Annotated in this window: 22 protein-coding genes; 10 read left to right on the top strand and 12 right to left on the bottom strand. The window is 59.2% G+C overall.

Annotated elements, in window-relative coordinates:
- Nucleotides 1-142: 142 nt before the first annotated feature.
- Together FBZ93_RS26855 and FBZ93_RS26850 are read right to left on the bottom strand one after the other, a co-directional pair.
- A complete protein-coding gene (locus FBZ93_RS26855) occupies nucleotides 143-607 on the bottom strand; it encodes a hypothetical protein (RefSeq protein ID WP_146990019.1) in 465 nt (154 codons plus the stop codon).
- A gap of 145 nt (nucleotides 608-752) precedes the next feature.
- Complete coding sequence (locus FBZ93_RS26850) at nucleotides 753-3857, bottom strand: DEAD/DEAH box helicase (RefSeq protein WP_146990382.1); 3105 nt, start codon at nucleotides 3855-3857, stop codon at nucleotides 753-755.
- Nucleotides 3858-4682: 825 nt separating this feature from the next.
- On the opposite strand from FBZ93_RS26850, the gene FBZ93_RS26845 reads away from it, so the two are divergent.
- The 3 genes from FBZ93_RS26845 (at nucleotide 4683) to FBZ93_RS26835 (ending at nucleotide 9064) form a co-directional block, all read left to right on the top strand.
- Nucleotides 4683-5081, top strand: coding sequence for a helix-turn-helix domain-containing protein (locus tag FBZ93_RS26845; RefSeq protein WP_146990016.1), 399 nt, complete (start codon nucleotides 4683-4685; stop codon nucleotides 5079-5081).
- A gap of 979 nt (nucleotides 5082-6060) precedes the next feature.
- Nucleotides 6061-7437, top strand: coding sequence for a hypothetical protein (locus FBZ93_RS26840; protein ID WP_146990015.1), 1377 nt, complete (start codon nucleotides 6061-6063; stop codon nucleotides 7435-7437).
- 91 nt (nucleotides 7438-7528) lie between these two features.
- Nucleotides 7529-9064, top strand: a complete 1536-nt coding sequence (locus tag FBZ93_RS26835; protein WP_146990013.1) for a DUF2235 domain-containing protein — start codon at nucleotides 7529-7531, stop codon at nucleotides 9062-9064.
- A gap of 834 nt (nucleotides 9065-9898) precedes the next feature.
- Here FBZ93_RS26835 and FBZ93_RS26830 read toward each other — a convergent pair.
- The 6 genes from FBZ93_RS26830 to hxsA2 form a co-directional block, all read right to left on the bottom strand.
- Nucleotides 9899-10174: a KTSC domain-containing protein gene (locus FBZ93_RS26830; RefSeq protein WP_208764061.1), complete on the bottom strand. Its 276-nt coding sequence runs from the start codon at nucleotides 10172-10174 to the stop codon at nucleotides 9899-9901.
- A gap of 39 nt (nucleotides 10175-10213) precedes the next feature.
- Nucleotides 10214-11170 (bottom strand): hypothetical protein, encoded by a 957-nt coding sequence (locus FBZ93_RS26825; protein WP_146990011.1) that lies wholly within the window; start codon nucleotides 11168-11170, stop codon nucleotides 10214-10216.
- Between the two features lie 27 nt (nucleotides 11171-11197).
- The gene (hxsC, locus tag FBZ93_RS26820; protein ID WP_146990009.1) at nucleotides 11198-12406 is read right to left on the bottom strand and encodes a His-Xaa-Ser system radical SAM maturase HxsC; all 1209 of its coding nucleotides are present in this window, start codon (nucleotides 12404-12406) and stop codon (nucleotides 11198-11200) included.
- Nucleotides 12403-13851, bottom strand: a complete 1449-nt coding sequence (gene hxsB, locus FBZ93_RS26815) for a His-Xaa-Ser system radical SAM maturase HxsB (protein ID WP_146990007.1) — start codon at nucleotides 13849-13851, stop codon at nucleotides 12403-12405. The genes hxsC and hxsB overlap by 4 nt, the downstream gene beginning before the upstream one ends.
- A gap of 15 nt (nucleotides 13852-13866) precedes the next feature.
- Nucleotides 13867-14130, bottom strand: a complete 264-nt coding sequence (locus FBZ93_RS26810) for a hypothetical protein (RefSeq protein ID WP_146990005.1) — start codon at nucleotides 14128-14130, stop codon at nucleotides 13867-13869.
- Between the two features lie 67 nt (nucleotides 14131-14197).
- Nucleotides 14198-14479 (bottom strand): His-Xaa-Ser repeat protein HxsA2, encoded by a 282-nt coding sequence (gene hxsA2 / locus FBZ93_RS26805; protein ID WP_146990003.1) that lies wholly within the window; start codon nucleotides 14477-14479, stop codon nucleotides 14198-14200.
- A 563-nt stretch (nucleotides 14480-15042) separates the two neighbouring features.
- Between hxsA2 and FBZ93_RS26800 the strand changes: the two genes are divergently transcribed.
- On the top strand, nucleotides 15043-16803 hold the full coding sequence (locus tag FBZ93_RS26800; RefSeq protein ID WP_146990001.1) for an MFS transporter: 1761 nt from the start codon (nucleotides 15043-15045) through the stop codon (nucleotides 16801-16803).
- 126 nt (nucleotides 16804-16929) lie between these two features.
- Here the strand turns inward: FBZ93_RS26800 and FBZ93_RS26795 are convergent, their stop codons facing one another.
- From FBZ93_RS26795 to FBZ93_RS26780, 3 genes are all read right to left on the bottom strand, one after another.
- Nucleotides 16930-17127, bottom strand: coding sequence for a hypothetical protein (locus FBZ93_RS26795; RefSeq protein WP_146989999.1), 198 nt, complete (start codon nucleotides 17125-17127; stop codon nucleotides 16930-16932).
- Between the two features lie 1527 nt (nucleotides 17128-18654).
- Nucleotides 18655-19053: a DUF1488 family protein gene (locus FBZ93_RS41975; RefSeq protein ID WP_146989996.1), complete on the bottom strand. Its 399-nt coding sequence runs from the start codon at nucleotides 19051-19053 to the stop codon at nucleotides 18655-18657.
- A gap of 18 nt (nucleotides 19054-19071) precedes the next feature.
- Nucleotides 19072-19440: a response regulator transcription factor gene (locus FBZ93_RS26780; RefSeq protein WP_208764060.1), complete on the bottom strand. Its 369-nt coding sequence runs from the start codon at nucleotides 19438-19440 to the stop codon at nucleotides 19072-19074.
- Between the two features lie 780 nt (nucleotides 19441-20220).
- Between FBZ93_RS26780 and FBZ93_RS26775 the strand changes: the two genes are divergently transcribed.
- From FBZ93_RS26775 to FBZ93_RS26750, 6 genes are all read left to right on the top strand, one after another.
- Nucleotides 20221-20511 (top strand): hypothetical protein, encoded by a 291-nt coding sequence (locus tag FBZ93_RS26775; RefSeq protein ID WP_146989994.1) that lies wholly within the window; start codon nucleotides 20221-20223, stop codon nucleotides 20509-20511.
- Nucleotides 20512-20802: 291 nt separating this feature from the next.
- Entirely contained in the window at nucleotides 20803-21066 is a 264-nt protein-coding gene (locus tag FBZ93_RS26770) for a hypothetical protein (RefSeq protein ID WP_146989992.1), read from the top strand.
- Between the two features lie 326 nt (nucleotides 21067-21392).
- Nucleotides 21393-22229, top strand: coding sequence for a Crp/Fnr family transcriptional regulator (locus FBZ93_RS26765; protein WP_146989990.1), 837 nt, complete (start codon nucleotides 21393-21395; stop codon nucleotides 22227-22229).
- 408 nt (nucleotides 22230-22637) lie between these two features.
- Nucleotides 22638-23219 (top strand): NYN domain-containing protein, encoded by a 582-nt coding sequence (locus tag FBZ93_RS26760; protein WP_146989988.1) that lies wholly within the window; start codon nucleotides 22638-22640, stop codon nucleotides 23217-23219.
- A 193-nt stretch (nucleotides 23220-23412) separates the two neighbouring features.
- The gene (locus FBZ93_RS26755) at nucleotides 23413-24039 is read left to right on the top strand and encodes a helix-turn-helix transcriptional regulator (RefSeq protein ID WP_246667657.1); all 627 of its coding nucleotides are present in this window, start codon (nucleotides 23413-23415) and stop codon (nucleotides 24037-24039) included.
- A gap of 30 nt (nucleotides 24040-24069) precedes the next feature.
- Complete coding sequence (locus tag FBZ93_RS26750) at nucleotides 24070-24312, top strand: hypothetical protein (protein ID WP_146989987.1); 243 nt, start codon at nucleotides 24070-24072, stop codon at nucleotides 24310-24312.
- A 442-nt stretch (nucleotides 24313-24754) separates the two neighbouring features.
- Here the strand turns inward: FBZ93_RS26750 and FBZ93_RS26745 are convergent, their stop codons facing one another.
- Nucleotides 24755-25423: a Flp family type IVb pilin gene (locus tag FBZ93_RS26745; protein ID WP_146989985.1), complete on the bottom strand. Its 669-nt coding sequence runs from the start codon at nucleotides 25421-25423 to the stop codon at nucleotides 24755-24757.
- Between the last annotated feature and the right edge of the window lie 373 nt (nucleotides 25424-25796).

Here is a 25796-nt window from a genome sequence, read left to right as displayed (position 1 = left end):
AGTGTGGGTAACGAGACCCCAGTCGCTCCACGACGTCGTGCTTTCCTTCCCTTGCAAGTCAGATGAACAGGTATCCTGCATGATCCGGGCCATCCGATGCAGCGGCACGCTCACTCTTCAGCGTCGTGCACCTGCCAGCTTGTCAGGTTTGCGGACATGAAACGTGTAAACTTTCGAACAGAAGCACGTTCTTTGCCGTTGCTGGCTCGATCACCGGCTTCACCTCTGATAAGGCGTAGCGCGCGCTGCTGAAAAGACCGTCCTGCAAATCGGACGGCGACGGCAGGTGCATAGAACTCCGCGGCGCCCGCGGGGCGTATCTATGCTGTGGCGTAAGCTGCTGAACGAATTGTCTCTGCAACCGCATCGAACCGCCGAGTTCGGCGCGCCGGATCTGTCCAGTCCACGCCGCAGAAGCCTCATCAGGCGAATTCGAGCGTACGGAACCCTCATCGGATGAATTGGGTTGCTCGATCTGCTGCTCAAAGGTGGCTTGCGGGCTGTCGGGCTGTTGTCCCGCCCCGCCGCCGTTGCTGAGGAGGCACATTTCGAAAAGCTGACGAGTGCGAGGAATTCCAGGTCGCAATGGTGATTGGACCAGTTTCATCGCAAATGTGGGCGAAAGCGCGTGCGCACTGGCGGTAACTGCCTACGGTGCGGATTCCGACGACATCGAGGCGGTGACCCATTCATCGAGATCACTCCGCAGCGGGCAATGCTATGTTTTTTCACCTTGAGAGCGAACATGCGATTCACTCGTCCAGGAGATCAAGGAACTCCTCGACCCGATCAAACGGATCCTCATGCGTCCTGCACACGCAGACGACGCGGTCGCCATCGCGTTGCAGCGCCCGTGCCTTCGATTTCCGCAGTCGCCCGGGGAGGAAACTCGCCGCGATGGCCTCCGGGCCGACGTTAAGCCTGATGATGCCCCTTCGCTTGCATTCCATCCTCAGCCTTGCTGCGGCAAAGAACGCTAGGGCCGGCGGCGGCAGCCTGCCGAAACGACGGGCGGTCTGGTCCTCCAGATCGTCGAGGTCATCTTCGCTCCGGCACCTCGCGAGCCGGCCATAGACTTCGAGGCGCATCGCCTCCGATTGCACATAGCTCCTGGGCAACGTCTCCTCGAGCGGCAGGTTCAGATCGGGCACCCAAAGATCGGCGGCGCCGTTATCAGCTTTCTCCGAGGCGATCTTCAGAAGGTGACTATAGAGCACCGGTCCGAGCACCTGGACATGGCCCGACTGGCGCTCCGAAAACAGGTCGCCGGCACCTCTGAGGTCGAGATCGCGCTCACTGATGGCAAAGCCGGCGCCTGGTCTGGTGAACTCCTCCAAGACTGCCAAACGCTTCCGGGATTGTTCCGCGCCGACCTCGGTCAACAAATAGGCGAACGCGCGCGTTCCACCTCGCCCCACGCGTCCCCGGAGCTGGTGAAGCTGTGCAAGGCCGAACCGTTCGGGCCAGCAGACCACGATGGTATTCGCGCGTGGAATATCGAGACCGCTCTCCACGATATTTGTTGCCAGGAGAACGTCCGCCTCGCCCTCGACGAAACTCATCATCCGGTCATCGATCTCGTCGGCCGGCAGCTTGCCATGGAGGCAGACGATGCGCAGATCCGGAGCCACTGCCTCTACACGTGCCAACATCGGACCGAGATCCTGAATGCGCGGACAGATCAGGAAGCTCTGGCCGTGACGGCTGCGCTCGCGCAACAACGCTGCAGTAATGGCCGCATCCGAGAGCGGAGCTATCCTGGTCGCTACCGGCAGCCGGTGCGCGGGCGGGGAGGCAATGACGCTGAGATCCCTGAAGCCCGCCAGACCCGCCGCAAGCGTCCTCGGGATCGGCGTGGCGCTCATCAGAAGCGTATGTGCACCTTTCGACAGCTCTGAAAGCCTGGCCTTCTCTGCCGCCCCGAAATGCTGCTCCTCGTCAATGATCACGAGACCGAGACGGGCGAACCTCACATCCTTCGCAGCGAGCGCTAGCGTGCCGATCACGACCTTCAGCTGTCCGGCTCTCAGCCGCTCCTTCGTATCTCGCGCCTCCGATGCCGACGTGGCGCGCGACAATCCTCCGACGTCGATATCAAATGGACCGAAGCGTTTGCGGAAGGTCGCGATATGCTGCCGGGCCAGGACGGTGGTCGGCACCACGATCGCCACCTGCTTGCGCGCCAGCGCCGCGGCCGCCGCCGCCCGCAGCGCCACCTCGGTCTTGCCAAATCCGACGTCGCCGCAGACGACCCGGTCCATGGGATGACCGGACGCAAGGTCATCCAGGACGTCCCGAATGGCCTTTGCCTGGTCAATTGTCGTGAAATATGGAAAGCGCGCGACAAACTGCTCGTAGGCTGGGCCCGGGGGCACGAGTTTGGGGGCGCGCCGGCGGCGCCGATGCCTGATGTGTTTGGCGAGTTCTCTCGCGGCGAGCTGAATCTCATTCTCAGCCTCGGTACGTCGAGCCCACCATGTGCTTCCATCCGCCCTGTCTAGCGTCAGTTTGCCGAGTTCCGCCGCGTACGGCCAGATCAGAGCCAGGTCTGCGGGCGGAACGAAGACCGCATCGTCTGCCGCGAACACGAGTTTGACCATTTCGTGCGATGGCCCGCCTCCCGTTCCCACCGCCTGCAAGCCGTCGAGCAAGGCAAGTCCTCGTTGTAGATGAACGACCACCGTGCCCTGCTCCGGCACATCCGGGTGATCGAAAGCCGTACTCCAGGCTCGGGCCATGGGCTGCGGATGATGAGCCCGACTGCCGAGGACGTCGGTCGCCGTCACCACGACAAGAGGCTTTCGGCCCGCTCCGACAAAACCTATGTCGAAATCAGCCAGAAGCGCCCCTTCACCTTTCCGTCCCGCCGCGGCCTCGCTCCAATCCGCAAAGCGCTCCGCCTTTACCCCGCCGATCCGCTCCATCGCGCGCAGGTCATCCTCCAGCGCCGCGACGAAAATCAGCCGCGATCCGGCGCTCCGCGTATCGGCGACAAATGCCCGCAGAGCCTTCCGCGACGACGGCAGCTTCGAAAAATCCGGCGTGGGCTTGAACGGCGTTCTTTCAGGCAGCACGCTGAAGCGTTTCGCCAGCCCCTTCCAATCGCTTCGCCCGAGATATTCGCGGGCGGCTTCCTTACGGCCAGCGGACTCCTCGATCGTACTCAGCCAGCCATCGGCGTGCACCGATACGCCTGCATCCGCGATCCATTTGGCTCGACCACAATAGTCCAGCATCGTCGCCCGTCGGGCGCGCTTGCCGATGAACGCGAGCCGCTCCGACATGGGATCGATGAGAAGCTCCTTGGTCTCATATAAGATCTCGTGTTCGACCGGGTCGACCGCTGCGATTTTGCGGATTGCGCCGTTGGAATGCTCTATCCGGAAAGGACCTAGCGCGCCTGCCGGAAACACCTCGAACGTCTTTCCATGGAACAGAACGCCACCTGGATACTCCGCCTCTTCATCGACAGCGTATCCGAGAGCATCGAGGCGTTCTTTAAGATCTCGCTCGCAATAAGTTGCTCCGACCTTCAGGCTCAAGCTGAGGCGCGGCCAAACCGATGGCGTCGGCAGTCGCGCCATCACGGCCTCCGCCGTCGACACCAGCAGGACAGGCCCTCTCGCCTTGGCAAGACGTCGCAAGACCGAGCTGCGCCTGCCTGCGATCTCTTGGGACGGCTCCAATTGATCAAACGGTAACGTATTCAGTCTCGGGAACACCAGTACGTCGCAGGAAGGATCGAGCGAATGAACGATGCTCCCCAGCCGCTCTGCCCTGTTCTCGTTTTCGGCAAGAAAGACGACACCGTCGCGTCCGGACTTTCTCAATTGCGCAAGAAGGTGGAGAGCCAGCATGCCGAGCGGCGACGACGAGGAGACTTCGATACGCGATGCCCGCTTGCCCTTCTTTGTCGCGCGGCTAGTGGCGCGCGCCTTCTTGGAATGTCCCACGCTAAATCCGTCGTTGCTTCGCGACCACGGCTGACCGATCGCGAGTTCGTTAGTCCAAACTTGTCCTGATCTGGCAAATCAAGGATGCGTTCATACGCGATCTTGTGCACCGACGCACGCTTCGATCTTGGCCGGGCTGGACCATAATTCTTGCGCCCGGCGCCGCCGATGATTATCGAGAGTGATAGAACCTTGATCGCTGGTAGGGCACCCGCTAGGGGCTCCCCTTCACCGTTGGGCCGACCGAACTGAACGCGAGCCAGTAACCTGTCGGGTGCCAGAGCCGGCGGCCGAACAGCCAGTTATTCTTGCGTCATCGGTGTCTGTGTCGACGAGCTGTTCTGCAGACTGTTCTCCAAAGCCCAAGCGCTAACCGTCATCCGCGGAACGAGCATACGTTGGACGCTCCCGCAGGAATACGGGACCGAGGCTGCCACATCCAAATCAGTGGTGACGATTAACTCGCGATAGTTGTAGTATGGCAATACTCTGCCAATTGTAGAGGGCGAAAGTGTCGGGAGGCATCCTTGGCGCGATCGACTTTAGGTAGTCGGCAGCAGCTCCTTACCAGCGCGCGAATGCGTCTGGACTACCATCCCGTGATCTTCTTGGATTGCCGTGGTTCTTACGACCAACTGACGATCCAGGCGGATTTAGCGCGGTACATCATGGACGGAGCCCCTGACCTAGAAGACCAGGGATTCTCGATTTGAAAGACGGGTCAGCAGAATGAACAGATCAGCAGCAGCAAGGAAGTTGAAGCCGCGCAGCGCCGGCAAACCGGACATTGAGTTGGGTAAGCGAATTCGCCTGCGGCGTGTGGAGCAGAAGGTTTCGCAGTCCGAATTGGCAGACAAGCTAGGCGTCAGCTTCCAGCAGGTCCAGAAGTACGAGAAGGGCGTCAACCGCGTCGGCGCTGCTCGTCTTCAGCAGGTCGCTACCGCGCTCGACGTGCCGGTCACCTTCTTCTACGACGGTGACAACAAGGCCCGCGAGGTCGAGAGCCTCCTGTTCCTCGACAGCGCCTTCAGCCTGCGGCTCCTGCGCGCCTACAGCAAGATCAAGGATCAGGCCGTCCAGCGTCAGCTGGTGTCGCTGATGGAATCGATCGCCGCCAACGAGGACTGAGCGGCACCCAACGTCAGATCGCGGTGCGGTCAATTATGTAGAGCGCACTGCGGATATTCGACCCCCCGAAGATTCTTGGCGGACCGGGTGAAACGGGGTCTCCCCGATGAAATCCAAGTATTTGAAACGCAAATGGATCAGTCGACATACGCGTGCTCCACGCTTCGCTTAGTGGAACGCGATATAAATGACGGCAACGCTCTCAACTCCTAGGTTCACGGGGGAGTCGTAAAGGGCCAGTCCAATTTGAGATATTGATGGGTGCGCTCGTCTTTCAAAAGTGCAGATCGAGATCTATCCAATTCGGCGGAGCGGCGCGTCCTGCATGAGGACGAAATGCTGAGAACTGTCGATCATGAGCATTCATTGCTGCGTGCCGTGCGAGCGGTCGTTCTGCGCCACGACGTCTGACAGAGCCCCGCCGTCCGCGTTGGCGCGACATTGCTGTGCTGGCTCTCAAATCACGGCTTCAGAGGTGATTTCGCGCATACGCGCCACTCTTCGGCGTCGCATCGTCGTATCTTTCCAGCCGCAACTGCAATCTTTTGGCCCGTTATGCGTGCGTGTGGCCCGCGGATTTGTCCGTATCGTACCAAGTACGCGCATCGAACACGAACGTCATCGTCAACATAAGCTTAACCCAAACAGTCGCCGCTCGATCATGGACAGTGCCCGCCGAGGGGTCGAGCGGTTCGAGCAAGAGTTCGTGTAGCTCTTCGCGCTGGCGAAGCGCGAGAGACGCATTTTTTGGGCGGTTAACAAGGAGCCTGAAGCCGTCGGCGTGAAGCCGGCGGAACGAGGTCTGGGCAACGTTCTACCTGAGGGCGGCTATCAACAAGAAGATGCAGGTTGGCGCTTGACAGCCCACCGAGCACCTGATCGATGCATTCGGGCATGGTGGTTTTGAACATTCATTAGAGCAGCCTAGAATTGCACGTCGGGATGTGCGCCCAAATGCGCACGGATGAGGACAATTGCGATGAGCGATGCATCCGATACTTCGACGCTACAAGTAGAGAACGCGCCCGAGCGGGATAGCTGGGTCAAGCGCTATCTCGGCGACTTCCGACCCGTCCGCGTTTTGGGCGGCTTTGTATTGAGCCTCCTCGTCGTCCTCTCCGCGGCGGGCGCCGTGACCTTTTTTGCGGCAGCCCAATTCCAATCGAGGATCGCTGAATTGAGCTTGAACGGTGCGCCTCTAACGATCTGGCGCGTCGATCAGTTTCGGGAGGACTTTAAAAATTGGCCCGAGGCGATCAGAAAACTGCGCGAAGGCATTGCGCAAGACAGGATAAACCTCGCAAAAGACAAGCAAAATAATCTGGTGCTCGCGGCCGAACAGCTAAACGAGGCTACCCGACTCGCCGAGGACATCAGATCTCTGAAGCAAAAAGTGACTACAGCCTCAGGTCAGTTGACGTCGATTTCCACGACCTCGCCGCCAGAAAGCACCTCGAGTGTCTCCGAGCTGCTTACCCAGCTGGAACTACTGCTTTCTCGCGACGACCTGCAAAAGCAATTCGGCAGCGAACTCACCGAGGCGAAAAAGCGCTACATCGAGAACGCAGAACTTCGTGCGACGGTTGAAACGAATAAAGCCAAGATAAAGGGCAAAGAAAGCTGGATCGCCAGCCTCCAGGAACAGCGACAAGATCGCGAGCAGGCGGCTGCCAAGCTATTTGGAGACTCCAGTTCGACAACCGCACCCGAACTCGTCGAGCGCATCCTTAATGTCACCGCTGAACTGTCTTCGCTCTCCAGCGTCTGGGGCGGAGCGGTCTACACCGTGGCGCTGTGGACGAACGATATGGTCGTCTTGCTGCTGCTCATCTCGATGGGAGTGCTTGGCAGCGCCCTGAACTTGCTCGCCGCATTCATCAGCAACGATCAGGACTCACTTTCGTTCGGCGAATACCCGCTTCGGCTTGCATTCGGCGCAGTCTTGGCCATCGTCATGTTCATTATCGCTAAGGCCGGAGTGCCTGTGCTTGCCGACACAGGAAAGCTTGCCGGCAACGCTCCACTCAACCCCTACTTCATCTCGTTGCTGGCGGTCGTTTCGGGATTGATGTCCGATCGCTCGATGGTCGCGATCCGTGGGGTCGCCAGCTCCCTGCTGCGAAGCGTCGGCGGCGCCGACTACAGCCCGCGCTACAGTCGCGTCGATCTGGATGGGGCGCTCAAGGCCACGAACCGTGATATCGGTGGCATGGCGCGTCTGCTGGAGCTGGATGTTGACGATGTTCAGAAGCTGTTTTCCGGCAACGACAAGGTATCGCCTGACCAACAAAAGCTAGTCTCCGCGTACCTAGGGCTTCCTTTGCGCGACCTGTTTTCTGACTTACCGGCAACGTGATCGCGGTGGTGTCCGATCTTACAATGCAATCCGATGTCGTTCGATTGAGCAACATCTGCGAACGGACTGACGCTTTGAACTGGAGGATATCTTGACGAAGAATATCGTGGTCTATTCGGACGGGACCGGCCAAGATGGCGGCGTGCGTCCCGAGCAGCGAGTCAGTAACGTCTACAAGATGTACCGCGCATCCCGGACAGGCCCCGACAACCCTATCGCCCCTCACGAACAGGTGGCGTTTTACGACCCAGGGCTCGGTACCGATATCGGGGCCACCGCGCTAACCGCGCCTTGGCGATTCATTCAAAAATTGCTCGGTTCGGTTACTGGCAATGGCATCGTTAGAAACATCGCCGATTGCTACGCCTTCATCATTAACCAATACGAACCCGGTGATCGGATCTTCCTTGTTGGCTTTAGTCGCGGCGCCTACACCGTCCGCAGCCTAGCGAACCTACTTATGTTGTGCGGGGTGCCGACCAGGACACCAACAGGCCCGCTGATGCGCTTCCGGAAGCAGGTGGACGACATCGCCACAGAGGCTGTCACGGTGGTGCTCGAGCATGGTGCCGGATATCCTCGTGATCGATATGCAGCCGAACGCCTCGAACAAGCGCGACGATTTCGCAAGAAATATGGATCCGATGGAGATTTTAACTCCAACGTAGCTCCCTACTTCATCGGCGTCTTTGACACAGTTGCCTCGCTGGGAGCCAAGGGTTTCCGTCGTTTCGTCATCCAAGCCGGATTGGCTCTGGCATTCGCGCTTACAGTCAGCTTGACTGCGGCTTTGCCCATGCTCGTAGTCGCCTGGCTCCTAGACCCGTGGGCGCCATTTTGGCCCACTTGGTGGGGTCTCCTCGCGCTGACTGTGCTCGGCATGGCCGGCTGGTGGGCGCACGCACAGAAACAATCTCGCCTCAAGGTCATCCGAGATTTTCCTAACCCTGAGGATCCTCCGCGCAAACACTATGCAGAATGGAAGGACGAGAATTTCGACCGTCTGCTCAGCGTCTACGTTCGTTTCGGCCGTGCGGCGAACGCGATCGACGAAAACCGGAAGGATTTCCAGCGAGTGCAGTGGGGGACCGTTGCCGATGATCCAGCGGTCAAGCCGGACGCCGAAGGACCGCCCAAATTGGTGCAGATGTGGTTTGCGGGCAATCACTCCGATATCGGAGGTAGCTATCCTGAGACGGAGTCGAGGCTCTCGGACAATGCCCTTGCTTGGATGATCGAAGAAGCTACTTCCATACCGAATGGCCTGAAACTTGGTCCTGTGCTCGTGAACGGCAGCAAGCTGGAGAACACTGGCGACGCTGGCACGCATTTGAACCTCTACCCCCGGGCGGACGGCGTCCAGCATTGCGAACTTGCAGGCATGCGAGACACCATCGATGAGTACGTGGAGAAGTTGCCGGGATGGATGAAATGGCTCCGTGGGCGGCTTAGCCGACTCAATTGGGACGAAGAGATCCGGAAAATACCACATGACGCACGCGTCCATTCGTCCGTGAGGGAACGGTTCAAATTGGACAAGGTAACCCAGTGTGCTGGGCATGGCCCATACAGGCCTCAGTCAATGAGGCATCACGACGAGTTCAAGGTCTACTATCCGCCTTCTTGAAGGTGGCTAGCGCCGTGAACGTTAGGGAGGGTGGCGGCAGTCCCGTCGGAGTCGCAGGCTGCTCAGCGAGACGTTTGACAATTCGGGAGCTCACCAAATGCTTCACCGAGAAATTCGGTGTTGCTTCGGTCCCACCAATACGATCATCAAAGATCTAACCAGCTCGTCCAACGACATTTCGCACGGTTTTCCCGAAATGATCGGGCTATCCGCTCAACGACGACTTTATGCAATAGGTTGTTGCACTATTGCAGCGCCAGTAGTGTTGATGCCGAGGGTTCGCGGCCCTGGAGCGCTACGGACGGTCCCCCACCAATTCGGAGCTCTTGTTTCAAAGACTTACCGGGCAGGTTGATCCACGAGCTAACGCTTAAGCGTCAGCCACAAGATGATATGAATGGCCGCATACTTTGGCGTCATGGGTCCTCCGCTACTCGTTTGCAAGCTGTGCGATAGGTCTCGGAAAAGCCTTGGTCATCACGGTCGGTTGACACGTAAGTGCGCGAGGTGCCCGCGTTGGCCCGACAGGCTACGTAGTTCGCATCTTTTGCGTCAGAGGCGGTCACGTCTGCGGGCAGCATTGCCCTCCCCATTTGAAGCAGTCAATGACGTTGTTGGACGCATCTTCCATACGTCTCTGCTCGGCTTCCTCTTCGTATCGATCTGCGATCGATTCCTTTGTTCATCGATTGCCGATGACGTCCGATGGGCTCGCCCGCCGTTGTCGAGGAGAGAGGCGCAGGACCGGCCCGCCCAACAAGGACCTAATATTTGGGAACCCGATGCGTGCGACAGTCAAAAGGGCCATCTGGGCCAGAGCCCTTGATATTGGCGTTATTGTATTGCCGCCATCGACGGCGCCGCCAAAAAGGCCTCGAAGACCGCAGCAGGCATCTCGCAATAGGGGTAGTAGACCGATCTAAGTTGCACGAGCATAAGCTGTTTGGATTTGTCATAGCACGCTCGGTTGATGAAGCTGCTCCGCGAGACATCGGTGCAGGCGAAGGGCGCAAGATCCATCTTGCCGTAATACTTCACGTCGATGGTCTCCGCCGCCGCCCAGGTGGTGCCAGCGAGAGGAGCTGTGACGAGGACGGCAAACCGGTACATGTAGTTTGTCTCCCTGTGCCAAATCCGCTGTATTCGACTTCAGGGACGTTTTTCGGTTTTTGAAGCGCGATCTTCAGCGGCGATTGCTTCCTTCTCGCACATATAGGCGCCGCGCTTCGTGGTGCCGTAGCTCTTCGTTCCCGCGAAGTGATAGATCTTCGACGGCAGGTTGACCCACACGACGGTGTCGGTTGGGCAGCGTGCTTTTGCGGATGCCTCGTCAGCAAATTGTCCTGTCTCCAGTGTTACGTTGTCTCTGGGAACGGACGGTTGCTGCGCCGGGGGAGGCACGGGTGCCGCAGTCGTGGTGGGGGCCGGCTTTTGCGGCGCAGGGGCTGGCGCAGCCTGCGTCGCGGTTGGTGCGAGCCGACTCGGCGGGGGCGCAGCAGGGGCTGGCTTGGGTTCGGGAGCGGTCGCACTCGGCATGGCGCCGCCGGCCCTGCACTGCTCGACATAGGCCTTTTCGGTGACGCCACGGGCTTGCATGCCCGCCTTGTCGGCCCGCCAGTCGGCGATGCACTCCTTGGCGGTTTTCTGGGAAGACGAGGTACTCGTCGACGGCGACGGCGGTACAGCAGGCGGAGGCGTTGCAGCGTTTGGCCTCGGCGGAGGGACGGAAGCCGCTGGCGCCGCACCTGTCCTGCATTGTTCAACGTACGCTTTTTCGGTCACACCGCGGGCTTGCATGCCGGCCTTATCCGCGCGCCACTCGGCGGTGCACTCTTTGGCGGTTTTCGATCCGGTTGCTGTCGCTGACCTGGGCGCCGGCGGCAGCGCCGTCTCGGCCGGTTTCGGCGCCGGCGCGGCGGCGGTTGTCTCTCCCCCGCCCCTGCATTGTTCAACGTACGCTTTTTCGGTTACGCCCCGGGCTTGCATCCCGGCCTTGTCCGCCCGCCACTCCGCCGTGCATTCCTTCGCCGTCTTGGCAAGGGCTGGAGCTGCCGAGATGCTGCATACAACTGCAGCAGCGATAAGGAGACCATTATCAATCTTCATATTCGTTCTCCTGATTTCCGTGGCCTGCTAATTCACCAACCGGCTCAATTCTTCTCGGTCGAACGTGACCGCGCGCACGCCGCGACTGAACCGCGGACGTCCGGTCGTAAAAAAGCCGCTGCAGGTGTTCTTTGCGTCGCACCGATCGCATTCCTCCACGAAGCCGTTTTTCCAGTCCGAGATCGACTGGAGAGCGTGTGGCCATACAGATTTTGGAAGGACACACTTCGGAAGGTTATAGACCGACACGTTGACACCAGCGGCACTCAAGTGATCGACGGCCCTCGCGAGCCCGTCGCCATAATCGACCGGATCCATCCAGAGCGTGGCATCGTTTGCAATGGCAAAGCCCGTGTTTTCGAGCCCCATCAAGGCGACGTGGTCGACGAACGGCAGATTGCGGGCAAGCCATCGGCCCGTATCCTCGATGATCGGCGCGGTCAACGCGTGCAGGACGACGCGGATCTCGACGCGTTGTCCGCGGTCCTTGAGCTTCAAGATGCCCAGAATTGTTTCGTCGAACGCACCCTTGGCCTGCACGACGTGATCATGGACATGATCGACTGAGGCATAGACCGGAATGGCCGCCATCAGGTTCGGGTGGCCGATATCTTTCCAAGCATCGACAATCTGGGAGTCGACGAACGCCCGACCGTTGGTCAGCACCTGGATGGCGGTCGCCGGCAGCCGGTCGCGGCACTCCTTCAGGACGGCGATGAAATCTTGCCAATCCGACAAGGTCTCTCCGCCGGTGAACGTCAGCGCGCCGGTCGCCCGATCAATGAGGGGAAGGCTTTCCTTGATTTCGCTGAGTATCCACCGGTCATCGACATCCTTCGGTGGTTGCGAGCACATCAGGCAGTAATTGTTGCACCGCTCTGTGACCAGAAACGAGTTGTGCGCCGAATTCCGGCGATACAGCGTACGGAATTTCCTCGACGCATGATCGAAGCCAATGACGTCACCGTCGGCCAGGTACCCATATTTCGGGGGCACCACGACCAGCCGTCCTTGGAACGAGCTGGGTAAATCGATCGCACCTTCGGAGACGACAAGGATGGACGACCAGTCAGCTTCTATTGCGCGCCGGACTTCGTGCGGCGCTTTGGCGAGCGCGAAATCCGCCACGTGACGTTCGGCGCCACTCTCGATCGACCGAAGCCTGACGACCGAGCGGGCTCTATCCGAAGAGAACCCAACGCTCTGGGAGGCTGTGCCATAGAGAGGAAGGGTCATGCGGCGCCCCACCGTCGCAAGATGGCAGCATCTTCCGGAGAGTTTTCCAGGATATCCAGCAGCAGGCCCATGATGCCCTTTTGACGAGCGCAGAACGCCGACAGAGGCTTGATTCCCAAGGCATCCCCCTGCGTGGCGTGATGATAGACAGGGTCCGCGCCGCAGTGGCTCTCATACACACAGGTCGAGCATTCGGGCGCGCACTGCGTGAGCGATGACGAAATCGCGCCGATCAGTTTATCCGACAGGATGAGTGAATTGTAACTGTCGTGCTCGACGTGACCAAGCCGGAATGCGTCGTCACCGGTCTCAGCCAGCATCCTGCCTTCATCCGAAGCGAAAACACTGCCGTCATAGTTGTAGACCAGCGCGCCAAGGCCGGCGCCGGCGGGGCTGCGCAAGTCAACGTAGCCGATGGGGCGGTCCGAGAGCATCCGTGTGAGAAGCAGCGCCGCATAAAACTCCCGGAACGGGGTGCCCTTTCGGTTGATCTCCAGGACCCGGCGTAACCCACGCTCGTAGAACGCAAGCCACTTTCGCGCGTCGTACTTGGCAAACTGCTTTGTTTTGATCGCAAAACCGAACGGGGAAAGCGGCCGCAGGAAGATGCCATCCAACCCCAATTTGAGATATTCATCGATGATATCGTCAACACGGTCGAGACTCGCTTCCGTGGTGGTCATCAAAGCCCCAACCGCGTCGGGGCCTAAGATTTCTCTGGCTCGCCGGATTCCAGCAACGGCCAGTTCATGGCTGTTTCCACCGGGGCGTGGGCGGTTCTTGTTGTGCAGGTCGGCGGGACCGTCGAGGGACGTCGACAGCAGCACGTTGTTCGCCTTGCAAAACTCGAGAACGGTATCGTCCAACAAGGCTAGGTTTGACGCGATGACGAACTCGAGCTTTTTGCCGGACCGAGCCTTCGCAGCGGCAACAATCGTCCTGATCAGCGGAAAATTGAGAAGCGGCTCCCCGCCCTGAAACTCAATCTTGATCCGTGCCGCTGGGCTGGCGAACGCTATGTCGAGCGCACGCATCGCGGTCTCTTCGCTCATATCGAAACGTGAGCGGTCGGTGCTTTGACGGGAAACCTGGCAGTAGGGGCAAGAATGCTCGCAACGTAGCGTTACGACAAAAATATGCAGCGGAGTCACCTGCTGCAGGAACGACATGCGGCTTCTCAGTCGAGCCGCCAAGAGCTGCCGTTGCGCCTTCTGGCTCGCCCCCGTGACCAGATGAGCCGCATAGGCCTTTTCATACAGGCCATCGCCGGGTCGAACCTGAAGGCCGACCAGCCTGTGCAGTTCATCTTCGGTCAGTCGGATAAAATCGCCAACCATGTTGGCGACCAGATACCGGTTTGCTCCGGTGCGCTCAAAATTGAACGGCAACAACGAAAGATCTTCGGTTGCCGCACTGAAGCTTTCAGGAGGTAAAAACCGCGCCATGGTGCTCGCAGGACTTTATCCGGCATCGTTTTGGTTAGCGGCCAGCGCCCCGAAGGCGAGTGCAAGGATGACGTTCCGGATGCCCTCTGTTTTTTCGGCGACGCGAGCCCGCAAGTTTTCGTCCGCGACAAGATTCAGAAACCGCTCTTTCAGCTCGTCCGAACTGAGCACGGCCCCCTTTTGCGGAATGGAAGAAACCAGATGGCAAACATAACGGTCGTCCGCTCGTTCAATCTGGCAGGTCGCCGTTCCGATCAGGCGATAGGCTGCCGCGTCCAAAGCACTAAGGCTTTGGACGCTTGCATCAAAATTGACAGCTACTTCGACCGGGGACGCCGCAGGAGGCTTAGCGGCTCGAGGCATGGGACGCATGAGAAGCATGCGACGCGTGGGAGGCATGCTGGGCGACGATGGTGCCATCCGCCTCCTTCGTCATGACAAACCCAAGAAGGTCCTCACCCACCTGGTAGTGGGCATTTGGCTGAAGGTTGGTGGCGGTGTTTTCGGTCGCGACCGCCTTTGCTTCCCTGGCAGGTACTGCCTTGGCTTCGGCGCCCTGAACCGACATTCCGGTTAGTGATGCGAGCGCAGCACCAAGCGAAAGCACGACCTTTGATGTCTCAGTCATATAGCCCACCTATAATTTGCTCAATCAATTCCCTCTCCTACAACTTCCGAGGGAGCGCTGTCCATAGTTCTATTGGTCGAAAGCGCGTACGGTCCGGACTAATCGTTTGAAGCCGCCGTGCGACCTTTCGCGATTCGCGCCCAACGGCCGGCTACTGCCGAGCCGCTCCTCAGATTTCTCCTCAGAAGAGCGCTTACATTGCAAAGGCCCTGCTGCTCGTCGTTTCAACGAGACGAGCTCGATCGTTCAACTTGTCTCGCGTCCGTGAGACCCATCAGAGGTGCATCCCAACAGCGCGTAGTTCTGTAAAGCAATAAGTCTGTACGTAGTGTACGGAATGCACGATTAGTTCCGCCCTTATAGCTATGCGTGACCGACCCCGCTTGCGACGTCGCGGTTGCTATAAGCCGGATGACGGCGACGCCGTCGGATCATCGCTCGCATCAAAACGGTGGAGTCATCGCATTTCACGACCGAGCGTGTGTTTGGACGCGATGTCGCACCGGGGAACATCCTTGTGATTCGCACCAGACTCGAATCGTGTTAAATCAAACCGGTCCGATATGATCGAACCAGCCAAAGTCCAGACGCGTAACGCCGACGGCATCACGGCGCCGCTACGGCACGCGACCTTCCGACGCATTTGGCTTGCGAGCCTCCTCTCCAACCTCGGCGTCTTGATTCAAGGTGTCGGTGCGGCCTGGGCGATGACGCAGATGACGTCCTCGGCCGACAAGGTCGCGTTGGTGCAGACCGCGCTGCTGTTGCCGGTGATGTTGATTTCGATCCCAGCCGGCGCAATCGCTGATATGTACGACCGACGTATTGTGGCGTTGGTTGCGCTTGGCATCGCGTTCGCCGGCGCAACCGCCCTGACGGTCGTCGCCTGGTTGGGCCTGGTCACACCGAACCTCTTGCTTGTGCTCTGCTTCGTCGTTGGCAGCGGCATGGCGCTGATGGGACCGTCTTGGCAATCGTCGGTCAGCGAACAAGTGCAGTCGGAAGCGCAGCTGCCTGCGGCCATCGCATTGAACGGCATCAGCTACAATATCGCGCGCAGCGTGGGTCCGGCGATTGGCGGGATGGTGGTGGCGACCGCGGGCGCAGTGGTTGCATTTGCACTCAACTCGCTCCTCTATCTGCCGTTGATGGCCGCCTTATTCCTGTGGGAACGCATCAGTGCGCCCTCGCGGCTTCCGCCTGAGGGATTGAGCCGCGCCATGGTGTCTGGTATGCGCTACATCAGCAATTCCCCGTCGATCAAGATCGTGCTGGCCCGCACTCTGGTGACCGGCATCGTCGGCGGCGCGATCACTGCGCTGATGCCGCTCGTCGCGCGCGATCTTTTGCACGGCGACGCGCAGACCTACGGTATCATGCTCGGCGCCTTTGGCCTGGGTGCGGTAATAGGCGCGCTGAACATCACCGAAGTGCGCAAGCGGATGAGCGGCGAGGCCGCGATCCGCGCCTGCGCATTGTCCATGGGCGCTGCGATCGCCGCAGTCGCACTCAGCCGCGAACCGGTGTTGACCGCGGCAGCGCTGGTCCTGGCGGGGGCCGTGTGGATGATCGCGTGGGCGGTGTTCAACATTGGCGTGCAGTTGTCGGCGCCGCGCTGGGTGGCCGGACGCTCGCTTGCGGCCTATCAGGCGGCGAGCTCCGGCGGGATTGCCGTCGGCAGTTGGGGTTGGGGCCATCTGACCGACGCGGCCGGAGTTGAAACCGCCCTGCTGGTGTCGGCCGCCCTGATGCTCGCCTCACCACTGATCGGTCTTTGGCTGCCCATGCCCCGCGTCGTCGCGCGGGGTGAGGAGGCCGCGCTGCTCGCCGATCCTGAGGTAAGGCTCGACTTGACCGGACGGAGCGGGCCACTCGTCGTCGAGATCGAATACCGAGTTGCACACGAGAATGCGCGGGCGTTTCATGGTGTCATGCAGGACGTGCAATTATCCCGCCAGCGCAACGGCGCCTATGGCTGGTCGATCGCGCGCGACATTGCCAATCCCGAATTGTGGACCGAGCGCTACCACTGTCCAACCTGGTTCGACTACTTGCGCTGGCGCAACCGCTCGACCCAGTCGGAGCGTGCGCTGGAGCAGCGAGCAATCAGCTTCCACATCGGCTCCACGCCGGTACGCGTCCGTCGCATGCTGGAGAGGCCGTTCGGCTCAGTACGCTGGAAAGACGACACGCCGGACCACACGACCGCCGAAACGCCGCCGGAAATCCCAAGCAGCAAGGGCCGGACGCATTTGACCGTATCGGCTGACGAGGTGCCCCAGTGTGCCGAGAGGCGCCGGAAAGCTCCAAGTGGTTCGCAATGACAGAAGTCCGAGTTACCAACGGGTTCGGCGCCGATCAGCGCGTCGGCGACGGTTCGTCAAACACCGATCGCAACCGCTGCTGCAATGACTCCAAACGTTCGGACGACAGTAGATTCTGGAGAATCCTCAAACCGCGATTCGTTTCTTCGTCACGCCGCGCTTCGACGAAGTGCGCTCTAATGATGCAGGTAAAATGCACTGTCTCAATGAAAGAGCAGGAATAATGCAATCAGGATCGATTAATGATTTAATCGCAAAGCGCAAGGCAGCGAACTGCCGCTCTCTCTTCCCGGCTCCAATCGAGGGTGTTTCATGCGCAATCATGACCTTGTCTCCGGTAGCCTCCTCGCACTGACCGCGACCAGCCTTGCGCTACTCTGCTCGAGCCTGCTCGTCTTTGCGTTCATTTAGAGCGAGCGTGCAGGTCGCGCTCTTGATGAAGGCTGCCAGCATCGTCGAGCATCCTTGAGAAGGTCCACGAGCTCTAAATGCGACAAGGGCTTTCGGCTGAAACCGAGAACATTGCGCTGCAGGGACCGCCCACGGCCAGGACGCGAACACAGCTCCGACGGCTGTAATATCTTGCGGACTGGATGAGGGATGCGGGTTGCCCTTGAGACAGTCTCGGGCGGCCTGAGCATTGCCTCACCTTCCGAGTCGGCCGGCGACTTGACTCTGGGGTGGCAGCGCAAGGCGGGACGCTTTCAAATGTCATGAACGCTAGTCGCGGCTACTTGGCACTTCGTGAACAGCACTTTGTACTTTCGCATTCGTGAGCACAGCAACAAGGTCGGAGCGACCTTCCTCCTCGGAGAAGCTTTCACACTGCTCTGTCCAGGACTGCACGAAGATCGATACCGGGGCCCCCTGATACTTATGTCAGGAACAACGATGGACGAACGATGGTGTCTATCTCGACAGCTATCATCTGGAATAGCGACTGATCCAGCGTCAGATGCGGAGCCAGGGCTCCTGAAGGCGCGTTAGCCGAAGAGCAATTGCCATTGATCACGATGGTTCCAAGGACGCCGGCGGAGCGCGAGCATGCACGACACCGAGCAAACGGGTCAACGCCGTACCCGGTATCGGTCCCGGTAGCAGACGAGTACGGCAATGCATGACAAAATGCACGTGAAACTCAGGCACCAAATGACGCCCTGACTCTGCGTTGCCCGGCCGCTGATGTAGATGGCGTTTCTGGCGGTGACCGTGATCATTCCACGATCGGAAATGGTGTCCTGCGCTTTCGCCACTGGCTCCGAGCGGCGCACCTTAGTCGGTTCGGATGTCGACGATGCCGATAGCGGCAAGCAGGGACTGACTGCTATTCAATCATCTAACCGTTGGCCTGATCGTCGGCACGACTTCTGCTACTGCCATCCCGCAGGTTGACGGGACATGTCGTAAGGATTTGCCAACCATGCAGGCTTACCGAGCTGGTCGCTAACCAATCGACAATCGTTCTGGCACACTTTCCCGCCGGGATAGTATGGGTGATTCGAACATGACTGGGCTGGACGTTATGGAAAACGTGCGCCACTACCGCGCAATAGCTTCGCTGTGCCGTCAGGCTGCGACATTCCGACCAGTTCAACGAATCTCATTGCTGACGCAGGCCGAGGAATGGGAGCAGCGAGCGCTCGTCGAGCTGGAAGGATACCTTGGCACTTTAAACGGATATCATGGATCTGAAATGTGAGATCAGGGCCAGCGCTCGGGCGAACCGAGCGACGGCGCGGGTCGGTCGCGGCGTCAGAACGCGCTGCACCTCTCTCCGCATGACGCCGATTGCGGGGAGAGACGGGCGGCCGTCAACGTCTCCAACAAAGCGAGCTTGGAGCTTGCCTGTACTTAAATGGTGGGCGGTTCAACTGCCAACACCACTTTGGCCTCTCCGCCTTCTTCCAATATTGAATGAGATTGATCACAGCTCGGGATCGATCGAAGGCTGGGCGGTCGCCTGGCTGATCTGCGGCCTCGCGCCCTCGGCGATGGAAGGTGCTTGGCGAAAATCCTGACCGGTCCCGGATCGCCCCTGTAGTGGCTTGACGCCACTCCCTCGATCAGCTTGCGATGGCGTCGAAATACAGACTCGTGAGTGCGCCTCGGGTTTTCCCGCATCTCTCCCAAAGCGGACAACGCGGCGTTGCTGATCTCGCAATCGACGCTCCTATTGCCAATGAACATGGTGAATCTGTAGACCATCCACTTGGGGTCATAACCGATGGGCGTTCCGCTCGTCAGATGCATCGTTCTGCCGTCTTGCGCTCAGTGGCGGGGCCTGCGCAGCAGCACTCGCAGTCTTGCCTCCAACTCGACAGGATCGATCGGCGTCACGAGATAATCGTCGGCCCCGACGTCTAACGCCCGCCCCCGATCCTCCACACCATCCCGCGCACCGACGACGAGGACTGGCGTTTTTATCGGCGCCTTCCCGGCGACCCGCGCAAGCAGCTCCAGGCCGTCTACATCCAGAAGCCCCAGATCGAGTATAATCGCATCGTAGGAGCTCACCGCTGTTGCAGCCATTGCGTCGTCGGCCCTGCTCACTTCATCAACCGTAAAGCCACGCTCCGAAAGGTGACTGCCGATCAGAATACGTAGTGCTGGCTGATCTTCGACGATCAATATTTTCACTCCGGCCTCCCATCGTGACGACCGCACTCTATGGATGGCAGCAGTCGCCGCGCGTACGTCCAGGGAGGAGCGTGACGGCACCACTTTCACCTCTCCGCAAACGTGTTTTCGACCGCAAATTGCGCCAGTGCGCCATGATTGCATCAACAAAGACCTTCGCCACCAATAGCTCGCGGGCAGGTACGTCTCGTTCAAATCGACATCGACAGTTCGCGCAATGCAGTTGCGGGTACAGGCCAATGGGCCAACTTAGTTGGTCATGTTGACAGATTGCGTTTGCAATCGGTTTGCAAACTTTGTGCGGAACGGACGAATTCGCACGCGCCGTAGTCCGTACAGTTGCCTCCTCATCGGAACCAGCCGCAGAGCGCGGAGGTTGGAGCTCACCTGAGAATGAGGCCTTGCCTGTGAGTGGGTCGTTCAGGTCGGCCGGTCCCAACTATCGACGCTGAACGCGGTCTTGAACCGACGCAGTTTGTTTTCGAGCGCCTCGCGCTCTGGCCCGCGTGGCGTACTCGCCAGTTGAGCCTCAATGCGTGCCAGCTCGGCGGCGATCAACACTTTGAAGGAGGGCGCTCTTGTCGTCACGTCGGCGGCAGGATGCTTGGATGCGTCGGCAGGTAATAGGTGAATGCACCAAGGGCCGGCTTTTCTACGCCTGAGGCGGCCCTTGTCCACGAGCCTCCGGCATACGGGCCCAACGCGTCGTATTGCCACTTCGTCGCCGAACAGCAGCAGGCAAAGCCGCCGTAGTCAGCCCCGGCTTTACGCGTACCTCGGATGTCCTCAGCCACCGTCATCGACCCTTTCCTCGCCGACGAAGTGGCCCCGCGCGGCATCACAAAATCGTGGCAAGATGTGCAAGGCCTCGGACGACCGACGTTCCCATTGGGACTATGGATGAAGCTGGGCGCCGCTTCGCTTTCCGCAGTGGCAAGTATGCCGCTGTTGCGCAGCGGACGAAGCGCGATGTCTCCCAAATATAGAACAAATTGGAAAGGCAAGACGGCGGATTCTTTGTACGAAACGCTCAAATCTGAAGCCGAGGCCCCACACTCGGGCAAGAAATGAGATTGTTCGCCACTCATTGCCTTGGTTGGAGCAGAGCTTCGTGCAGAAACCGTTCGAGGAACCTGAGATAGTTTCCGACGGATCAACGTGGGCAGGAGCGCATTTGCGACCAGTCGCTTGAGCCTTTCGTTGGAGCGTGACGATCGAAGGCTCCCGCAGGCGGGCCAGGCAAAGAGCAGTACCGGTCTCCACCAAGTATGGCGCCGGCACCACACCCTGTAGAGCGCGCGCGCATTGATCCGTTTTGAAACGTTGCTGTACTGCGCCTGCTCGGGGTCGGGAGTTGAACATATGCCGGTCACCAATATTGAAGAACAATTGCTGTCGCTGCTTGCAAGCTTGGAAGAGTGTCAGTCACTTCTATTCGATCAAGGCGTCAAAGAGATTGCGAAGTTGCTGTCGCTCGCGATCCTTGAAGTTCGGATGGAGCTTCACAGCATCACCGATTCCGATCTCAAGGCGCTGTGCGACATGATCGCGTCGAACGAGCTGCGGCTAGATCCGGAAGCTCCATTGGCCAGGCCGTTTCCGCCCCATCTGAAGCTCGTCAAGTAGAGGTCGTCCCGCACTCGTCCGTTCAGTGAGGCACGTTTGCAGGTCGACATGCGCATACGGGCACGGGCTGGCGCGCGGTCTCGGACTGAGGCCGCCGCCCTGGGGAAGGCCTCCGTTGCTGTGGCGTTGGCGAACTGAGCGACGGATCCAAGCAAGTATTGCGGCAGCGCCCGTCGGCCCAGCAGAAATCTGTCGAAGAACGTCGCCCCAACGGGGGATTTGAGCGCCCAGCCTGGGCTCCTTGCATAAATAAAGATGAGAATATTGTTACGATAGCAATCAACTCCTCGTTACAGCTGCCGGGGGCGCCTGCCAGGAGAGGGACCATGACCGACCACGTGCCCGCCATTATCGAAGCGCCTGACAGCTCCAGAGGTGCGGCTCTCACGCAGGCGTCCGCCACCCGGCCGGTGCTCAGCCGGCCGATGACGGAGCGCCCTCACCGACGGGCCTTCGTCAAAAATGCGATCCTGGCGAGTCTTTCTCCGCAAGACGTCGCGGCAATCGGGGAGCTCCTGGAGCCGATCGTCCTAAAGGAGCGCATGGTCCTGCAGGAGCCGAAGAGGCGTCTCGAGCACATCTACTTCATAGAATCGGGCCTCGTCTCGCTGAGGCTTGTCGCGGAGGGCTGCATCCTTGAAACGGCGATGATCGGACATCAGGGGGCGGTCGCCGCATCGCTGCTAGTAGGAGGGCATCTTTCGACCCATCAGGCGGTCGTGCTGTTTCCCGGAACCGCACACAGGATCCGTGTCGAGGATTTGAATCGGGTGATGAATGAGCGCCCCGCAATCCGGGAGCATCTTGTTCAGTACGTGCAAGCGCTGACCCTGCATTGCCTTCAAACTGGATTATGCGGGGTTCGGCACGATCGCGACAAGCGGCTTGCAAGCTGGCTTTGTTTTGCGAGCGACGCCATCGGCGCTCCTGTTCTTCCGGTAACGCATGACTACCTCTCGACCGCATTGGGATTGCGCCGTGCCGGAGTCACGGAGACCCTCATCCGATTCGAAGAACAAGGGCTGATTCGCAAGATGCGTGGCGTCCTGCAGATCGATGACCGTCGGTGCCTCGAGCAACGGGCGTGCTGTTGTTACAAGCTTGTTTCAAGCGCATACGGCTCGTCTCAGTTGATCATCTCAGCAAAGGAGCCGGCGAGCTAGCAAGTCCGCCAGGCATCTTGCATCATTCTTTCGGTGATCTTTTGGGACGAACTGGTTGTTCAATCCAACAGTCAGCCCCCCGAGAAAGGTCTGTGGATGCTTGGCGAGCGAAACGACCAGTCTAGGGCATAGGCTTGCAGATTGCGAATGGGAGGCGAGTGCAGATCAAACGGAATTCCGTAGCGGTCCAATGATCGCGCCAAAGCCGACATCGCGGCCGGTCAATCCTCGGGGAAAAGCCGAGATGACACACTCGGAGGAGAAACGCCATTGTTCGTTCGTTACGGACAATGTTTGTCGGAGCACAGCTTAGGGCAATCAAGGCATTGAATGCCGGGTCACAGCAGCACGGCAATGGCAGCCGTCCTGCGCCACCGGAGACCACAGATGAGCAGCGCGGATTGAGGCATGTCACACTCCAAGATCGCGCTCTTCATCGACGGAGCGAATCTTCACGCAACCGCAAAGGAGCTTGGCTTCGAGATCGACTACAGACGCCTGGTCGGGGAGTTTCAGAGCCGCGGGACGCTGCTGCGTGCGTTCTACTACACGGCGATCGCCGAGGATCAGCAGTATTCGTCGATCCGTCCGCTGATCGACTGGCTCGACTACAACGGCTACACCGTGGTCACCAAAGCCACCAAGGAATTCATCGACGCCAGCGGCCGCCGCAAGGTCAAAGCCAACATGGACATCGAGCTCACCGTCGATGCCATGGAACTCGCTCGCCACATCAACGAAATGATTCTGTTTTCCGGCGATGGCGACTTCCGCTCGCTGGTCGAGGCTGTGCAGCGCCGCGGTGTCCGCGTCACCGTCATCTCCACGATCGCCAGCCAGCCCCCAATGATCGCCGACGAACTTCGACGGCAGGCGGATGAATTTGTCGACATGGCGCAACTGAAGCTGAAGTTCGGCCGCGACCCGGCCGAACGGCTAGGCTCCGCGCCAGATGGTAGCAAGCGCCGTGATTCAACCGACACGGAATGAAGGTGCTTCCGTGAAGGTTGACGGGAACGTCAGCAATGGGCCGCTTGGGCTTCAGCCCGTCTCTCGTTCCTGGTTAGAGTTGACAAAACTTAACCCGAATTGTTGCCGCCTTCGGTCGAGATGATGCTTGGAGAATACGACGTGTGATCCATTGTTCTGTTTTTAGCAGATGCACTTGCAGGTGAGTTTCCAAATGCTCGATTTGCTTCCCGGAATCGCCCAACTCTCTCAGCCAGCCATGCCCCCTCAGGAGTGCTCGAGTATTGTCAAGGCGCTTGATCTAATCAATTGCTCCGCGATTTGGCTTGATCGAGACGGCTTAGTGCTGACCGTGACCGGCAGGAGGAAAGTCTTCGACAGCGACTTCTTTGTGCAAAGACAGCGTCTTTTCGTGTCCGACTACCAATCGCGAATGAGGTTGGAAGAGTTGATCAATCGGGTCCGTCGATATCCAGCCAGCGACGGACCTGCGGTTTCGCAACTGGTGATCAATCGCTCCGGCCGACGACCGATCGTGATGAAGGCGATCCTGTTAGAGCGGGTAACGTCAGCTTGTGATGCGGGTGTTTTGCTTCTTCTGACCGACCTGGATGAAGTTCCGGCCGTCCCACAGACCTCACTCATGGCGATCTTTGACCTCACTCCCGTTCAGGCACAACTCGCGTCGCTCTTGGTCACGGGACAATCGCTCGACGAGATCGCCCGTGAAATGAACATCTCCAAGGGTACGGCCCGCAACCATCCGAAGGCTGTCTTTTTGCGGACCGCAACCGGGCGGCAGGGCGAGCTGGTCTCGCTGTTGTCTCGGCTCAGACAATGAAGCCTCTCTCGAGAGTTGGAACAGTTAGAAATGAAGGATTCAAGTAGTCACGTCGGCATGGCTTTGGAGACCTGCGCTTTCTTTGTGCCGAGCAATCGCGAGCCTTCAAAACCTTCGCTCGCACCGGTCGGCATCATGGAACTCGCCGATCATATAATGGAAGGCTCGCAGCAGCCGACCATGGCGCCCGAAGTGCTGCCGCGGGCGCCTGTGATCGACACCGAGATCGAGCGCCCTGGAGGTCGCATACCATTTCAGTCCATCGATAAATAGAGCCATCCTGTTGACCGGATAGTCTGCCATAAGCGACTTTTCCAATAAACGAAACTAAAAGCATTTCTTAGCTGTCGAACTGGCGCCAAACGGCAACCTGGACGAACGTAAATTCATACCACCGCTCCACGGGCTTTATGCAATAGCCCCTACTGTTTCATTGGCAAGGCTTTCGAGGCGTCGATGGCGCTGATCGCGTGACAGATGTCTGACGAAAATGCACGACCAGCGAACACTCTGCTGCCTCCGCCGATAAGTCTCTGAAAAGGATTCGTGGCGCGCCACGAGGCCGTTTCTGCACGGATGCGCAGAGAAGCGCCAATCCCATATGAGATACACCTTCGAAGCAGCCTTCCGTGGGCGACGCCGGCAATAAAATGACGATCCTGCGCGTCGGCTGACGCTGGCGTCGACGACTACAAATATTCGGGGGAGAGCCCGCTCAACGAGAGAAGACGCGAGTGCCGCGAGGCCATGTCCGTCGGCTTTCGATCGGGCTGGCTCCAATTTCCCAGCCCGCACCTCCCCATACAACATCAATCACAGCAAGTGCACCCGTGCCATCACGGACAAAGAACGCATTCGGAAGAGAGGTAGTCTGCAGCGCACCGCTTTCGCCATTGGCCTGCAGCCTCAAGAGGCACCAGATATCCACGAGCTTAACCCCATCGCGAGCGCCCAGCTCTCCGACGAACTCATCGATATTTGCTGGGCTCTGTAAGATGTACGTTTGCAGAGGTGTCACGTCCACACCCTCGACCTTGGCAGCGAATTGCCGGACAAAGGTCGCGCCAAGCCACGCCATTTTGACTCGGGCCGTTGACGTGATGTCTTCCTTGAAATGGTCTCGCGCAATGAACGCGTCAGTTTGGGGCTTCTCGCAGATATAGTGCTTGTCATTGCCGGGCTCACGCGCGAACTTCAGCTTGTCAAGCGGACCGGCAGGAGCGCCGGGTGAAGAGAAGGGGTCGTAAACATCGCCTCGGTTGGCACCAAAGCCATTTAGTGCAAGGACAAGAACGATCGAAACTGCGGCAGCGATCATTCCGTACACAATCAGGAGCGCTCCGGCTTTATCCAGCCAAAGTCGCAGAAAGGGAGATGACTTCATCGCTATGCCGGTTCGCCGCCACGCTCTGTTCGACCTACCATTGCGGCCCTACTAAATCCGTCCACGCGGAGCCTCTTCTACGATGTCGGGTAACGAAATCTCAGAGGGCCGCATGACCTGCTGCTCTTTGAGTCGCAATCTCTTGCCCGTATCGCCTCAATCCACGCTGTTCATCTGTCATCTCCGATGCGTAACGCCGCCGGCCGCCATTTTCTGTCAGGATTGATGCGGCACCACGGGCATGGGCAATTCCGGCAGGTAATGGGTGACGCCCATTACCTGCCTTATGGGCAAAGCCGGTAATGGGGAGCTGCCAATCGCGATCACCGTATTTTCCTGTGTATTGCCGCTCTCGAGCTCTCCATTACAAGTC

This window comes from Bradyrhizobium macuxiense, from assembly GCF_007993935.1.
Lineage (GTDB): Bacteria > Pseudomonadota > Alphaproteobacteria > Rhizobiales > Xanthobacteraceae > Bradyrhizobium > Bradyrhizobium macuxiense_A.
This window is presented reverse-complemented; position numbering and strand designations above follow the sequence as displayed.